The organism is Richelia sinica FACHB-800, from assembly GCF_014698825.1.
GTDB lineage: Bacteria > Cyanobacteriota > Cyanobacteriia > Cyanobacteriales > Nostocaceae > FACHB-800.
Window position 1 is genome coordinate 23,002 of the sequence record NZ_JACJTT010000049.1, and the last position, 15,912, is coordinate 38,913.

Genomic DNA, 15,912 nt, shown 5'->3' on the forward strand with positions numbered 1-15,912 from the left:
CCTTACGCCTCTCCAATTAAGTCAACGACAGCTTTTAATAAGGTGCGATCGTGGAAGCTACTTTTGGTGAGATAGTAGTTAGCACCTGCTTCTAGTCCTTGAACTCTGTCTTCTTCTCGGTCTTTATAGGAAACAATAATCACGGGAATTGCCTTTAATTTGCCATTGGCTCGAATTTGGCTGGTGAGTTCAAACCCATTCATGCGTGGCATATCAATATCTGTGACGACTAAATCATAGTTGCCACTGCGAACAGCGTTCCATCCATCCATACCATTTACGGCTACATCAACTTTATAGCCATTATTTTCTAATAGTTTTCGCTCCATTTCCCGGACGGTGATGGAATCATCTACTACTAAAACTCGTTTGTAGGTTTTTGTTGTGCTTTGTTGGGTGGACTGATTCACCTGGCTGAGTTGCCCACTGGCTAAGACTTTGGCGATGGAACGGGCCATATCTTCCACATCGATGATTAGTACGGGGGAGCCATCGTCCATTAAGGCTGCTGCACTGATATTGGGGACTTTCCCTAACCGGGGGTCAAGGGGACGCACTACCAAGCTACACTCACCAATAAAGCGGTCTACGACTAAACCGTAATGATGGAGGCGATTCCCTCCAGCAGTGCGGATAGCGGTAGGTGAGCGGGTGGCTTCCCGCATGGCAGTGTTATCGCTAATCACCACCACTGGGAGAAATTCTTGATTGCTACTTTGTGGAGGTAAATCTAGGACTTGATGGGCGGAAATTAAGGCTACTGGTTGATTGTTGAGGAGGAAAAAGGGTTGGTTTTCAGACAGGATGATTTCCGATTTGGGTAGCATCACCACTCGATCAATCCGTGCTAGTCCGAAGGCGTAGGGTTCGTGGGCAATTTCTACTAATAGGGTTCGCAGGACAGAGAGGGTGAGGGGCAGTTGTAGGTGTAAAGTCATGCCCTTCCCTGGCTGGGAAACGGCTCTGAATGTGCCACCGATTTCTCTAACTGTGCTGTGTACCACATCTAAACCCACACCTCTACCAGAAAATTCGGTGACGTTTTCGGCGGTGGAAAATCCTGGTAAAAATAGAAAGTCCATTAACTCGCTTTCGCTGAGTTGGGCGGCCATTTCCGGGTTGGTGAGGTTTTTGTGGACTACTTCTTGTCGCAACATTTCTATATCAATTCCTCGACCATCATCGGCGATGTTAATTAATAACATACCGGCTCGATGGAACACTTCAATGCGGATGGTTCCTTCTTCTGGTTTCCCTGCGGCTAGTCGTTCTTGTGGTGTTTCTATGCCGTGGTCTATGGCGTTTCTTAAGATATGAATGAGGGGAGCTTCTAAACTTTCCAGGATATCCCTATCTACCAGGGTGGATTTACCAATAATTTCTAATTTTACCCGTTTACCTAATTGCCGAGATAAGTCTCGTACCATCCGAGGAAAACTTTGTCCTCGTTCGGCAAAGGGACTCATATGGGTGGCTATGACTTGCCGATACAGACGGTCAGATAAGTTAGAGAAGCGCTGACAAAATAATTCTAATTCGTTGTGGCGATCGCCTAAAAGTTGACGACATTCGTTGGCTGTTTGCCTGGCTGTACTCATCTGCTCTTCAATATGCCGATCCCAATAGCGGGAATTCTCTGATGACTGTTCGTAACTATGGCTCCATAATTCCTGCAATCTATCTAAGAGTCCTGCGAGTTTAACTTGGTTAGATTTGAGGTTGAGTAAGGAATCGGCAAAGGATTCTAACCATTTAGCTTCCACTAGGGATTCTCCTGCTAATCCCATCAAGCGATTGAGGTTTTCTGCACTGACCCGCACCACACGCTTTTGACCAATATCTATTTTTTCCGTTGCTGGGGTAGAGACTGTAGACACCACGGTGGTTGATGTTTCCTTCACTGGAGTCAAGGACTCATGACCTTTGGATTCTGGTGGTTCTATTTCGGGAATGACTTCGACTACAGGCAATTCATAAATTTCTGTAGGCACTTCTGCCGGTGTGGGTAGAGGTTGAATGATTGGGGGTCGGGGTGGTGGGGGAATAAGAATGTTGGCAATGGCTTTGACCAAATCTTGGATAGTTTGCTGGTCTGGAGGTTCTGTACCACTGACATTCACTTCTGCCATATGCAGTAACATATCCACTGCTTGCAGCAAAATATCAATTTCACTGCCAGTTAAGGTAATTTTTCCCCCTTGAGCAGCCACAAAGCAGTCTTCCATGGCATGGGCAAGGGTGACAGCTGCATCCATTTGCACAATTCGTGCAGCACCTTTAATGGAGTGGGCCGCGCGCATTAAGGCTGCTAGTTCATCACTAGGATAGGCTTTGGTTTCTAAGGCTAATAAACATTCATTTAAAACGACTGCTTGGGCTTTCACTTCCATGTTGAATAAGTCCAGCATGGAAAAGTTACTAAAGTCTCGTTCTTGAGTCATGGCAGGACTTTCCTATTTAAAGAAGTGAATAGTAATTCATCATCTAGATAGCTCAGACTGCGCGATCGCCAATGAAAGAATCCTTTGGTATAGGTTTGCGCTGCTGAGGTTGTCCCGTTGGGAGTATCCCGTAATTCCTGCCGTGGAAATCGCTGGATACCATATAGTTCATCGACGGCAAATACCCAAGCATTGCCTTCTTTGACCACTACTACCATGCGTGAATAAACGAGGGGGCTTAAGGCTTCTGGCTGAATATCGGCATTTTCCAGATGCAACAAGTTACTTAAAGAGATACATAATTGCAGTTCTCCGCGAATATTCACCAACCCACGCAAAATTTTATTAGTTCGATGGGGGATGGTATGAATCAAACTAGGTGAAATGGTTTCCTTGAAAACTTCAGCAGGGAGTGCTAACCATTCTCGTTGCAAGCGAAAAATGACGACAGCTATGGTCTCGTTGCTGGTTAAAGCATGAGTAGAGTCAATGAATTCCTCTGATTTCTGCGCGACCCTAGTTTCCTGAAGGTTTGTCCTTTTCTCGGCAAATAACTGAGTCCATTCTTGTTGATAGTTTTCTGGCAGGGAACGCTCTAGCAAGTTGCGGCCAGCGGTGGAGTAAACAGGACAATTGCGACAGTGAATGAAGTTAGATAATTCTGGACAAGAGCGATCGCCTGCAATACCGATCATATTCCAGCAATTATCCACCGTTGCCCGGTTATTGATGGAATTCATAACTCCAGGCTCCCCACCAAGCGATTACTGTGGTCTATATATTGCTGTTCTGTGGAATTACTCAACTTAAAACGGCTCATTTCTTGGCGTAAACCTTGGGCAATTTGATTAAGTTGGGCAATAGCCTGATTAATTTCTCGCAAGGAAGCCGCAGTTTGCACAGAATTACTACTCAACTGGGACATAGCATCACTAATTTGTGTTGCTCCTTGGGCTTGAGCTTCCATCCCCTGACTTACCGCTTCATACCTGGGGGTTAAATCCTGGACTTGTTCAATAATTTGCCCCATTTGCATACTAATATTCGCCACATCTTCTACACTCCGACTCACCTCTGTGGCGAATTTATCCATTTCCATTACTCCGGTAGATACAGAAGATTGCATCTGTTTCACCATCTGTTCAATATCAATTGTTGCTACTGCTGTTTGGTCTGCTAATCTTCTAATTTCTCTGGCTACTACCGCAAAACCTAGCCCATATTCCCCGGCTTTTTCCGCTTCTATCGCTGCATTTAATGACAACAAATTGGTTTGGTCTGCCACTTTGGTAATTGTCACCACAATATTATTAATATTGTTGGCTTTTTCACTAATTACTCCCAATCTAGCGGCAATGGAGTTTGTTGCTTCTAATAATTGCCTCATGGTTGATTCCATTTTCAGCAGGTCTTTTTGACTCTCGTTGGCTGCCACTGTCGTTACCTGTGACATTGTGGCTACTTCTTCTACTGTTTTTACCAGTTCTCTGGATGTTGCTGATATTTGCTTGGCTGCTGCTGTTACTTCATTTGTTGATGCTAATTGCTCTGTTATGCTTGCTTCTAGTTGTTTCCCTGATGCTGCTATTTGTGTCGCTGATGATGTTACTTGTATGCCTGACTGCTGGACTTGCTTAATAATGCTATTTAGATTTTTGGTCATGTATTCAAATGCTTTCAACAGTTGTCCTACTTCATCTTGACTGTTGATTGTTTCATCTATTACAGATTGACTTAAATCACCACTGGAAATTTTTTCGGCTGCTTGTACAGCCTTACCAACTCTGCCACCTAAAAACTTATTAATTAACAGATAAATACTTGCTGCCACTACCACAGATAATATACAAGCACTTAGAGCCGCTACAATCAATGAATTGATAGAAGATTCAGTTGATTTAATACTTTGTTCTAGAAATTTTTCTTCTGAGCTAATAAATTCATTGCTAACTTTTTCAAATGCTTCAGCAATATCTTTGGCATTGTTAAAAAAATCAATTATCTTTTCTTTGTTTTTAAATTCATTTGCTGATTTAACTGACCTTTCTTTTAAAGCGTCATATTCTCTAAATAACTGTTCCATGCGGTCTATTTTATTTCTTTGATCTGAGTTTTTAATCAGGTCTTTGACTTCCTGTAAACCTCTTTGAAAATTAGCTTTACTTGTTTCGTATTCCTGCAAGGCATCATTATAAATTTCTGGCGCAATCACATATCTTCGCATTCGCCGATCCATACCTGCTAGACTAGCAATCATTAAATTTTGTCCATTTACTGCAATCTTAGAAACTCTTTCTACTTCCTGTAAAGTTTCTCCAGTTTGTTTAGAACTGAAATAAACCATAGTGCTAAATGTTAATAAAAATGAAGTGGGTATAGCGAATCCCAGTAAGGTTAGATGTTTTATTTTCCAGTTATTAAACATGTATTTTGACTCCATTTATATGTAAGATATCTAATGATGAAAAAGTAATATTAGAATTGTCATCATTAATTACTAATGAACATTTTTCCAGAAACATTCATATCAGCTTCAAAAGATTGATTTAACTTAAAACGGCTCATTTCTTGGCGTAAACCTTGGGCAATTTGATTAAGTTGGGCAATAGCCTGATTAATTTCCCGCAAGGAAGCCGCAGTTTGCACAGAATTACTACTCAACTGGGACATAGCATCACTAATTTGTGTTGCTCCTTGGGCTTGAGCTTCCATCCCCTGACTCACCGCTTCATACCTGGGGGTTAAATCCTGGACTTGTTCAATAATTTGCCCCATTTGCATACTAATATTTGCCACATCTTCCACACTCCGACTCACCTCTGTGGCGAATTTATCCATTTCCATTACTCCGGTAGATACAGAAGATTGCATCTGTTTCACCATCTGTTCAATATCAATTGTTGCTACTGCTGTTTGGTCTGCTAATCTTCTAATTTCTCTGGCTACTACCGCAAAACCTAGCCCATATTCCCCGGCTTTTTCCGCTTCTATCGCTGCATTTAATGACAACAAATTGGTTTGGTCTGCCACTTTGGTAATTGTCACCACAATATTATTAATATTGTTGGCTTTTTCACTAATTACTCCCAATCTAGCGGCAATGGAGTTTGTTGCTTCTAATAATTGCCTCATGGTTGATTCCATTTTCAGCAGGTCTTTTTGACTCTCGTTGGCTGCCACTGTCGTTACCTGTGACATTGTGGCTACTTCTTCTACTGTTTTTACCAGTTCTCTGGATGTTGCTGATATTTGCTTGGCTGCTGCTGTTACTTCATTTGTTGATGCTAATTGCTCTGTTATGCTTGCTTCTAGTTGTTTCCCTGATGCTGCTATTTGTGTCGCTGATGATGTTACCTGTATGCCTGATTTTTGAATCTGTCTAATTAAATTACTCAGGTTATCTGCCATATTTTTGAGCGTAGACATTAACTTACCAATTACATCTGTAGATGTCACTTCTATATCAACGGTTAAATCACCAGCAGAAACTTTATCAGCTAAAGTAAACGCATTTTGTAATGCCTGGCTTAAAGCTCTACCAGGAATTAAGATAATAGCTAAAGATACTATCACTACTGTGATAATAATACATAATAAATTTCCCCAAATCACTAAGCTGGAGAAACTTTGAATTTGCATTAATTCCCGCTTTTGTGCTTCGAGAATCTGATCCTGTGTGGCTATAAGACCATCCATTATTTCCCGAATTTGATCCATTTTCTTTTTGCCTTGATTAGAAAGGATTAATTCTAAAAGTTCTTTATCTTTACCAGCCCTTTTCAAAGCTATGGTTGCTTCTAATTCTTTAAATTTTTCTCTGGACAGGGTTTCAATTTCAGCAATCATCTGAAGATTTTTAGGCTCGCTATTAAATTGCTGTTTTAAATCAACAATTTTTTCATTCAATTGGGTTTTAGCTTGGTTAAAAGGTTCTAGATATTCTTCTTTTTTAGTAATTACAAATCCTCGTTGACCAGTTTCCGCATCTACTAGGGTTTTTTCAAGTCCTTTTAAATCTGCTTTAATTTCGTAGGTACTATTTACATGATTATTGGTTTCTCTGATTTGAGTATTGGTAGATTGAGCAATAAAGCTGGTAATACATGTGAATATGACTATAACTCCACATCCACCAAGGACAAATTGATTTAATTTTAAACTCTGTTGCATAGGTGTATGGTTTGTAAATAGCAGAAAACCTGTGAATATACTTAAAAATTCCAATCTATGTTTCAGAATTAATGGTAATAGATGAGTCAGGTTATAAAATTTTAGCCAGTTGTATTTTTGACGAAAAAAGGAGATTAAAACCTTAAAAATGCTTTTTAAATGCGGATAGAATAACTTCTAATATTAAATTTTGCTGTTTAGCTCATTAAATATTTAATGAAGCTGAAATATCAGCATTCACCCCACTCTTAGAATTGTTGTATCACTCATTTCCCTGTTGCACAAGGTATTGTAAATACCTGTAACTGCAATATTTCTTTCTCTAGAAAATTAACCAATACGTTGCAAATAAAAAATAAAAAAATTTATATTTATTAATAATCTCTGCATGACAAAGTTAAATATTTTGCAGTCGCTGAATCCGCTGCCACAGCAGGTTAGCATTAACCATATCTCCTTGATTTTCTCTCAATAACGCTAAATGAGTCAGCGCTTCTTGATGGGTAGGTTGTAGATAAATTGCCTTTTGGAAAGATTGTAAAGAGTCTTCAAGTTTTCCCATAGCTTGCTGTACTTGACCCAGTAAAACATATGCCTCGACGCTGACACGATTTTTGCTGAGATAATGGTTGCATAGCTCAATTGCTTCTGGCAATCTACCTTCATCCGCTAAAGCTTTAGCTGTATCTAATAAGTTAGTGTCTGATGGTGGTTGATGAGTTTTGATATTGACTGCAACTGGTTGTGTTCGGGGTTTGGGTTGAGGTGGTACTTTTTTGTCTATCTTGCGTTGTTGTGAGTGGGTAGAATGAGAATTTTTATGAGCAGTTTTGTGTTCTCTTGGTTTAGTTGTAGGTTGAGTAAGGGTGGCTTTACGATAGGCAAATGCTAAAGGGTAAGGTACGGTAGCAAAGTGGGAGTTAAGGAGTAAACCAGCTTCTCCATGGCCGACAAACAACAAACCATCTGGACTTAGCAACCTATCCAAAATCTTCATAGTGCGTTCTTTGGTGGCACTATCAAAGTAAATTAATAAATTACGGCAAAAGATGATGTGGTAAGGGGGTGTACCAGCGAGAAAATCATACTCTGCTAGGTTTCCTAACCGGAAGTTGATGTGATGACGCACCTGTTCAGATAAACAGTATCCTTTAGGTGTGGCTTGAAAATAACGCTCTTGAAAGGAAAGAGGGTTGCCACGAAAGGAGTATTGATTGTAAATTCCTGTTTGAGCAGCAAGTAGGCACTTTTTACTAATATCAATAGCATCAATGTGAAAGTTAGTTGGAGTCAACCCTGCTTCCCGGAGTGCGATCGCTATAGAATAGGGTTCTTCCCCCGTAGCACAAGGTACGCTCAAAATTCGCAGTACACTATTGCGGTTTTTTGGCAACCATTCCGATATTACATATTGTTGCAAAAACTTAAATGATTCCCTCTCCCGAAAAAACCAAGTTTCGGGAATAATCACCCTATCTATTAATGCTTCCCATTCCTGGGGAGACTGTTGAATATTTCTTAAATAGGTATCTATATCACTAATTTGGCAATCTGCCATTCGCATTTCAAAAGCTCTAGCGATCGCATCCGAGCCAATTGAGTACGGATCTAAACCTATTTTACATCTCAGTAACGCTTCAGCTTGAGAATATTTCATTTAACCTGCCGGCAAAAAGTCTAGTTTTTCTGCCTCTGATAACAAATAATCAATTGGTAAATATTGAATTATACCTTGTTCATCTAATATCATTTTACCCACATAGGGAACCTTGCCAATTTGAAGATTTACATCAACTAATCCCGCTTCACTCACATGTAAAGTTTCTACCACTCGTTCTGCCATTAAACCTAAAATATATTGTTCTTGCTGTTCTAAACCACTGCTTGGTTGATTATGAACACACTTTACTAAAATAATGCGTGTACTTAAATGTTCACAGCAAGGTTTTCCAGCAATGAACTGTGACAAATCCATAACTGGCACAATACTATCTCGATAATTAAACACACCAACCATATATTCAGGTGTATGGGGTAGCTTGGTAAAACTCACTAGGGGAATTACTTCCAGAACCTGCTGACTTGGCAGTGCATAACGTTCATTATTAATATAAAACAGCAACATTAGCATGATGGCACCTCATCTCATATAGAACTTATTAAGTTGTGTATAGGTGACTAGATGAGCATATTTATCTATATAAAATCAATCCCTTTGTGAATGAGTAATTATTTGACATATTTAGCCATATTCCAGCATTAGCAGGATATTCTCCAGCAAATATTATGGCAATAAGTCTAGATGACTATGGTGATAATTTGAGAATTCGATACTCAACAATGTTTAAAATCCTACCATCTAACTTAGTATATTCATATGCTTTATGAATGACCCCACCTAGCTTTTCTGCAATATTTCTACTAGCTGTATTTTTACGGTCTACAGGATATTTGAGATATTCATAATCTAAGTTTGCTTCTGCCCATAATTTCAGAGCATGGATTGTTTCTGTTCCATATCCTTGTCCCTGTGCTGATTTTTTCAACCACAGACCGGTTTTCGGGAATTTAGTGTTAATTTCCTGAATACCTGTGCAACCTACAAACTCGTGAGAATCTTTCCGTAAGATGACCAAGACTAAATTTTTGCCTTCTGCCATCTCTAGTAAAGATTGCTGAATAAAAAATTCAGTATCGCTGATTTTTGGGCTAGGATTTACATATAAATAAGTAGCAATTTCTGAGGTGAATTCTCGAAATATATCTTCTTGATATTGGGGTGATATTGGCTTTAATAATAATCTTTGAGTGGATATGACCAAATTTAATAATTCCATATTTTTGCTATGGGTCTGTGGAATTAAATATACTGGTATATTTTAATATAGTATTTACTGGGAAGAGATGTCAATTTAACAGTCAGTATTTTTCAGTATTATATCTAACGAAAAACAGTTAACTTTCATCAAATCTTTAGCCAGAAAAATTTGTCATAATTCTCTGAAAGAGCTAAAGTTTTGTTAAGATGCAAGTGCTAGGGATAAAGTAGCGAAATTCAGCCCTCAAGGTGTGAAGAACTAAATAGCACTAGCAGCCGAACAGAGTTCAAAAGGTGAAACAATGACCACCTACATGTTTTTTGACGAAGCTCTTCGCATGTTGACCAATGCCTATTTGGTATCAGCAATACTCCTAATTGCCGGTTCAGGGATAGGCTTGGCTGTGATTGAAACCATTGAAAAAACAGGAGATCGCTAAATTACACCCTTGGGTGTATTTCTCAAAGCAAAATATTCCGTGCTGAGTATTGGGTTATGAGTGCTGAGTCCCCGTCATAACAATTGCACTCATCACTCAGCACTATTGTTGATATGGGATGACTATTAATCAGTTACCACTCCTATGGGTAGCTTCACTGTCCTCAAACAATCAATAGACCTATCTAGCAATAATGGAGCGATGACAGGTATTTAAATTTTTGATGAAGAGACCAATTGAAAATCTTCTGTAATTTCCCCACAGTAGATTTTATATAAACTTTTGTAACGCTTGCAGATGATGACCGCGCTGACAGTTAAAAGCTAGCAAGTATGATACTGAGTGACGAATATATATTTTATTTGTCTAGAGTAATTATTTAACTACTGATTCCATTTTAAATCTTGGGCTGTGGATGGGGAATGCCTACCTATTTGACCTATCTAATATTGTCCTCATCACTTAATTAGTTATGACTAATCAACTACTTTAATAAAGCCACTTTTTAAAGCATCAAATACTTTGTTGATTTCCATTCTATCGTATTCGCTTAAACCTTCTTCAGATAGGAAGCTAGTCATCATTATTTGCTGATCCTGGCGCGTAATTCTGCGAATAGTAAAGATGCGTTCTAGAACAGACTTTAAGCTTGTGGAATTTGATTGCTCAGTAGTGTTCATCTTGTTTACTAATGCTTTATCTAAAGTTTATATTTAATTGCACGATAACAAAATTGACTAATTTTTACATTAGTATCTTTACTTAAGTCAAAAAAAGCATTAATTGTGGCTATATGTGTTTTAAATTAAAGTATTTTCGGTAGAATAACTGAGTGATTTAAAGCAAGTCAAGGTAGGAAAATATGGCAGTAGCTCAAATTGGGATTATTGGCGGTAGTGGTTTGTACAAAATGGAGGAATTAAAAGATATAGAAGAAGTGCAGATACAAACTCCTTTTGGTTCACCTTCTGATGCTTTGATTGTGGGAACATTGGCAGGTACAAAAGTTGCTTTTTTAGCTCGTCATGGTCGTAATCATACACTTTTACCTTCAGAATTGCCATTTCGAGCCAATATATATGCAATGAAAAAACTAGGTGTAAAATACTTAATTTCAGCCAGTGCTGTTGGTTCCTTGCAAGCAGAAGCAAAACCATTAGATATGGTAATTCCCGATCAGTTTATTGACCGGACAAAAAACCGAGAATCTACATTTTTTGGAGAAGGAATTGTTGCCCATATTGCTTTTGGAGAGCCAATTTGCCCTAATTTAGCCCGAGTATTAACAGATGCGATCGCATCCTTAAATTTACCTGATGTTACTCTCCATCGTGGTGGTACTTATGTGTGCATGGAAGGACCCGCATTTTCCACGAAAGCTGAATCTCATCTCTACCGCAGTTGGGGTGCAACCATCATTGGGATGACGAATTTACCAGAAGCAAAGTTAGCAAGAGAAGCAGAAATAGCCTATGCAACTTTAGCTCTGGTTACAGATTATGATTGTTGGCATCCAGACCATGATAGTGTTACCGTAGATATGGTCATAGGCAATTTGCAGAAAAACGCCATTAACGCTCAAAAAGTCATTCAAGAAACTGTGCGACGCTTGAGCGAAAATCCTCCCACTAGTGATGCTCATTCAGCATTAAAATACGCAATTTTAACTAACTTAAATCATGCCCCTGCGGCTACAAAACAGAAGTTAGAATTGATTTTAGAAAAGTATCTATAACATTCTAGCCCTGGTGGACAACCGTCAGGGCTAAAACCGTAAACTATCCACGAAACATCACAATATCGTTAGAATTAAGAAGCATATTCAAGATTTTTTAGACTATGTATCGTCCTTGGTTATCATTGACCTTAGCCCTAGTAGTAACTATATTCCTATCTGCTTGCACCACCCAAGCGCCTCCTACACCAATTTCCACTATTACTAGCAACAGTTCTACCCAGTTGAACATCAAATCAGCTAACCGAATCGTTGCCCTTTCCTCCCTATCTGCGGATATTATCGCCCAACTTGATCAAACTAAACTGGTCGGTATCAGCGGTAGTAGTTTATTTAAAAACGACTCCAGATTCCAAGCTATTCCCAAAGTTAGTGAAGGTCAAAGTCCACCCAATTTAGAAAAAATTGTCTCTTTAAAACCCGATTTGGTCATTGGTGCTGCCGGCTTTTCTGACCCAATTCTCCAAAAATTAAACCAACTGCAAATTCCCACAGTATCTACAAAAATCAATAGCTGGCAATCTTTAGAAGCATTTACAAAACAAATTGCTCAAGCTATGAATGTAGACTCTGCACCTTTACTCAAGCGTTATCAATCCTTAATTGCCAGCAAGAACAGTAGAAATTTATCTACTTTAGTGCTAGTCAGTCGTCAACCAATTTTAACACCAAATAAAAACAGTTGGGCTGGTGATTTATTAACTCAATTTGGTGCTAAAAATGTCGCCGCAGATTTACAAGGTAAAAGTCCCATCGGTGGATATGTTACCCTTTCTGCTGAAAGGATTTTAGCTGCAAATCCTGATATTTTAATCGTTGTTAATGCTGAACCCACTCTTTTAGATTCACTGAAAAAAGAAAGTTTTTGGAATCGATTAAAAGCTACTAAAAATAATCAAGTGTATGTATTTGACTACTACGGTTTAGTTAATCCTGGTAGTTTAGAGGCCATTGAAAAAGCTTGTTCACAGCTAAAAGATATTTTGACCAAGCAGTGAATCAACACTTGTCAGTTAATTTGTAAGGATTCAGGTCATGCCACAATTGCTACACCCTTTTGCTATTAATGATTGCCGGGAATAGCGAAGCTTGGCATTAGTCAGATGAAGCACAGTGGAATAAAGCAATACCAGTATGTAAATTTTATGTTTATCATCCACTATATTACGTGTATACTAATTTACAGTAATAATTAAGATGCTGTGATTTGCTCAATGTGGATAGTACCTCAGTGGCAACGACTAGTTAATCTGCAAATAGCAATTGGTTTATTCGCAAATGGAATACTTGCTAATTGTCCTAGTGTGCTTGCACAAATCAAACCAGATAATACATTAGGTCAAGAAAATTCAGTTATTAACAAAGTTGATAATTTAAAAGACCTCATTACAGGTGGGGCCACCAGAGGTGCAAATTTATTTCATAGCTTTGATAACTTCAATGTAGGTACAGGGAAAAGTGTTTATTTTGCTAACCCTGGAGGAATTGAGAATATATTAACTCGTGTCACTGGTGGGAATGCTTCTAATATCTTAGGTAAATTAGGAGTAGAAGGAACAGCAAATTTATTTTTAATTAATCCCCAGGGTATTTATTTCGGTAAAGATGCCAGTTTAGACATTAAAGGCTCATTTACAGCCACCACTGCGGATGCGATTAAGTTAGGAGAGTCTGGTTTATTTAGTGCCACAGAACCAGCTAAAAGCAATTTGTTGAATATTCAACCAGGGGCATTATTTGCTAATGCTATCAAAAATCAACAAGCGAAAATAGAAAATCAAGCTAATTTGATAACGGGTAAAGATTTAAAATTTGTTAGCAGCAATATTAATAGTAGTGGGGTTTTATCTGCACCTCATGGCAAGATAGAACTAGCATCGACTGGAAATATTCAAATTAATCAATTAACAGCACAAGTAGCTAGATTAACGGCTAATCAAAATATTCACTATGGCAATATTTCCATAGTTGCTGATGACAATACAGCCGACTCTTCCATTAATCCCATCTTATCATTAACAGCAGGAAAACAGATTACAGGTACAGGGAATATTACTACCACAGCACCAGGATTATTAGTAAATTTGCAAGCAAAAGACAATATTAATATTAAAGATATTAGTAGTAAAGGCGGAAATATTAATATTATTAGTGAAAATGGAGATATTATTACAAGGATTCTGGATACTACCTATAATATTTATCAAACCACCACTATAGATATTGATGAAGGTGGAACATTTACAGGCTTCGGTGAATTTACCTTTAATAGTGATCTCATTGACCCAATCAAAGAAGTTAAAGTCAGACTTTCAGCTAGTAATGTTATTAGTAATTCAAGAATTACTTTATACTCATCCGTATTGTTTTTAAGGTTGATTAATTCAACGGAAAATAATCTCGCTAATTTTCAAGATACTCTACTTACTGATAGTGGTTCTACTCCTATTTCATCAGGTTCTACTCCCTTTAACGGCATTTTCCAACCTGATGAACCATTGGCTATTCTGAATCGGCGTAACCCCAATGGTACTTGGAATTTAAGTATATTTAGTTATGAAAATAACAATTCGGCTAATACTGCACCGACTGTATATAAAGCTGGAGATATAGCTCCTTGGGGAATAGCAACTGGTACACAGCTAATTATCACAACCTCTCGTAGTCTTGGTGCTGGAGGAAATGTCAATCTCAAAGCTGGAGGTAAAATTTCTACAGGTGACATCAATTCATCCAGTAACGTTAATGCTGGATTGATTAACCTCAAGACCAACGATAACATTACTACAGGTAATATTAACTCCTCTTCTATTTTGGGAAATGGGGGTAATATCGCCCTCATCACCAATAAGGGTAATATCACCACAAGAAACCTAGACTCCTCCACATATTCACAAGTAAGAAACACAGGAAATGGTGGGGGAATGACTCTATCTGCTGGTGGGGATATCACAACACAAAATCTAGACTCCTCCTCATCTTCAGATTCAGGAAACGCAGGAAATGGTGGAGGGATGACTCTATCTGCTGGTGGGAATATCACAACACAAAACCTAAACTCCTCCTCATTTTCAGATTCAGGAATAGCAGGAAATGGTGGAAGGATGATTCTATCTGCTGGTGGGGATATCACAACACAAAACCTAGACTCCTCCTCATCTTCATTTTCAGGAACAGCAGGAAATGGGGGGGGGATGGCTCTATCTGCTGGTGAAAATATCACAACACAAACCCTAAACTCCTCCTCCGTAACATCCTTCTCAGCTTCAGAATTAGGAAACACAGGAAATGGGGGGGGAATGACTCTCACTGCTGGTGGGGATATTTCCACTCAAGACCTAAACTCCTCCTCATTTTCAAGGAAAGGAACAGTAGGAAATGGGGGGGGAATGACTCTCACTGCTGGTGGGGATATCTCTACTCAAGACCTAAACTCCTACTCATTTTCAGATTCAGGAACAGCAGGAAATGGCGGGGAGATGGCTTTTAGGGCTGGTGGGAATATCTCTACTCTATCCCTAAACTCCTCCTCATTTTCAGATTCAGGAACAGCGGGAAATGGCGGGGCGATGACTCTTACTGCTGGTGGGGATATCTCTACTCAAGACCTAAACTCCTACTCATTGTCATTTTCAGGAACAGGAGGAAATGGCAGCGGGATGACTCTCACTGCTGGTGGGGATATTTCCACTCAAGACCTAAACTCCTCCTCATTTTCAAGGAAAGGAACAGTAGGAAATGGTGGGGCGATGACTTTGACTGCCGGTGGCGAGATTAAAGCTATCAAAAATGAATTTAACAATGAATTCCCGGTGTTTTCTTCCTTTTCTGTTTCCCAAACCGGAAATTCAGGACAGGGTGGTGATGTTACCTTAGCAGCTAAAAATGAGATTACAGATTTATACATCTTAACTTTGTCTTCTTCTTCAAAATCTGGAGATGTTCAAATTAGCAGTTTTGGCGATTTATTGATTAAAAATACTAAAATCATCACAAGTAGACAACTGATAATTAACAATCCTTTGACACAACAAGAAATCACACTGGATGTCAGTGGAGTAGGTCAATCAGGAAATGTAAGTATTAACAGTAAAGGTAATCTCACATTCAATAATACTCGCATAGAAAGTGACACCAGAAGCAGCAACCCCGCAGGTAATGTCAATATCACCAGTCCTGGTATTGTCACCTTTAATAACAATAGTAAAATTACAAGTAACACCAGCAGTCAAGGGAAAGCAGGGAGTATTCAAATTGATGCCAAAGAATTAAACCTCACAGATGCTTCAGAAATCTCCGCTTCCACTA

The 15,912-nt window shown here is 38.9% G+C and carries 12 protein-coding genes; 4 read left to right on the top strand and 8 right to left on the bottom strand.

What is annotated here, in order from left to right:
- Positions 1–2: 2 nt before the first annotated feature.
- From H6G73_RS22110 to H6G73_RS22140, 7 genes are all read right to left on the bottom strand, one after another.
- A complete protein-coding gene (locus H6G73_RS22110) occupies positions 3–2,441 on the bottom strand; it encodes a hybrid sensor histidine kinase/response regulator (RefSeq protein ID WP_190608380.1) in 2,439 nt (812 codons plus the stop codon).
- Positions 2,438–3,181 carry a chemotaxis protein CheW gene (locus H6G73_RS22115; protein WP_190608382.1) on the bottom strand — a complete coding sequence of 248 codons (744 nt, stop codon included), beginning with the start codon at positions 3,179–3,181 and terminating at the stop codon, positions 2,438–2,440. The genes H6G73_RS22110 and H6G73_RS22115 overlap by 4 nt, the downstream gene beginning before the upstream one ends.
- Positions 3,178–4,785, bottom strand: coding sequence for a methyl-accepting chemotaxis protein (locus tag H6G73_RS22120; protein ID WP_242034277.1), 1,608 nt, complete (start codon positions 4,783–4,785; stop codon positions 3,178–3,180). The genes H6G73_RS22115 and H6G73_RS22120 overlap by 4 nt, the downstream gene beginning before the upstream one ends.
- A 146-nt stretch (positions 4,786–4,931) precedes the next feature.
- Positions 4,932–6,611, bottom strand: a complete 1,680-nt coding sequence (locus H6G73_RS22125) for a methyl-accepting chemotaxis protein (RefSeq protein ID WP_190608386.1) — start codon at positions 6,609–6,611, stop codon at positions 4,932–4,934.
- A 397-nt stretch (positions 6,612–7,008) separates the two neighbouring features.
- The gene (locus H6G73_RS22130) at positions 7,009–8,268 is read right to left on the bottom strand and encodes a CheR family methyltransferase (RefSeq protein WP_190608388.1); all 1,260 of its coding nucleotides are present in this window, start codon (positions 8,266–8,268) and stop codon (positions 7,009–7,011) included.
- Positions 8,269–8,736 (bottom strand): chemotaxis protein CheW, encoded by a 468-nt coding sequence (locus tag H6G73_RS22135; RefSeq protein ID WP_242034278.1) that lies wholly within the window; start codon positions 8,734–8,736, stop codon positions 8,269–8,271.
- A 181-nt stretch (positions 8,737–8,917) separates the two neighbouring features.
- A complete protein-coding gene (locus tag H6G73_RS22140; RefSeq protein WP_190608392.1) occupies positions 8,918–9,448 on the bottom strand; it encodes a GNAT family N-acetyltransferase in 531 nt (176 codons plus the stop codon).
- A gap of 283 nt (positions 9,449–9,731) precedes the next feature.
- Between H6G73_RS22140 and H6G73_RS22145 the strand changes: the two genes are divergently transcribed.
- A complete protein-coding gene (locus tag H6G73_RS22145; RefSeq protein ID WP_190608393.1) occupies positions 9,732–9,869 on the top strand; it encodes a hypothetical protein in 138 nt (45 codons plus the stop codon).
- Positions 9,870–10,345: 476 nt separating this feature from the next.
- On the opposite strand, the gene H6G73_RS22150 is transcribed toward H6G73_RS22145, so the two are convergent.
- Positions 10,346–10,549, bottom strand: coding sequence for a hypothetical protein (locus tag H6G73_RS22150; protein ID WP_190608395.1), 204 nt, complete (start codon positions 10,547–10,549; stop codon positions 10,346–10,348).
- A 182-nt stretch (positions 10,550–10,731) separates the two neighbouring features.
- Between H6G73_RS22150 and H6G73_RS22155 the strand changes: the two genes are divergently transcribed.
- The 3 genes from H6G73_RS22155 to H6G73_RS22165 all read left to right on the top strand — a co-directional run.
- A complete protein-coding gene (locus tag H6G73_RS22155) occupies positions 10,732–11,604 on the top strand; it encodes an S-methyl-5'-thioadenosine phosphorylase (protein WP_190608397.1) in 873 nt (290 codons plus the stop codon).
- A 104-nt stretch (positions 11,605–11,708) separates the two neighbouring features.
- Entirely contained in the window at positions 11,709–12,602 is an 894-nt protein-coding gene (locus H6G73_RS22160) for an ABC transporter substrate-binding protein (RefSeq protein ID WP_190608399.1), read from the top strand.
- Between the two features lie 216 nt (positions 12,603–12,818).
- Positions 12,819–15,912 (top strand): two-partner secretion domain-containing protein (locus tag H6G73_RS22165; protein WP_190608401.1); only part of this gene is annotated, 3,094 nt, incomplete at its 3' end.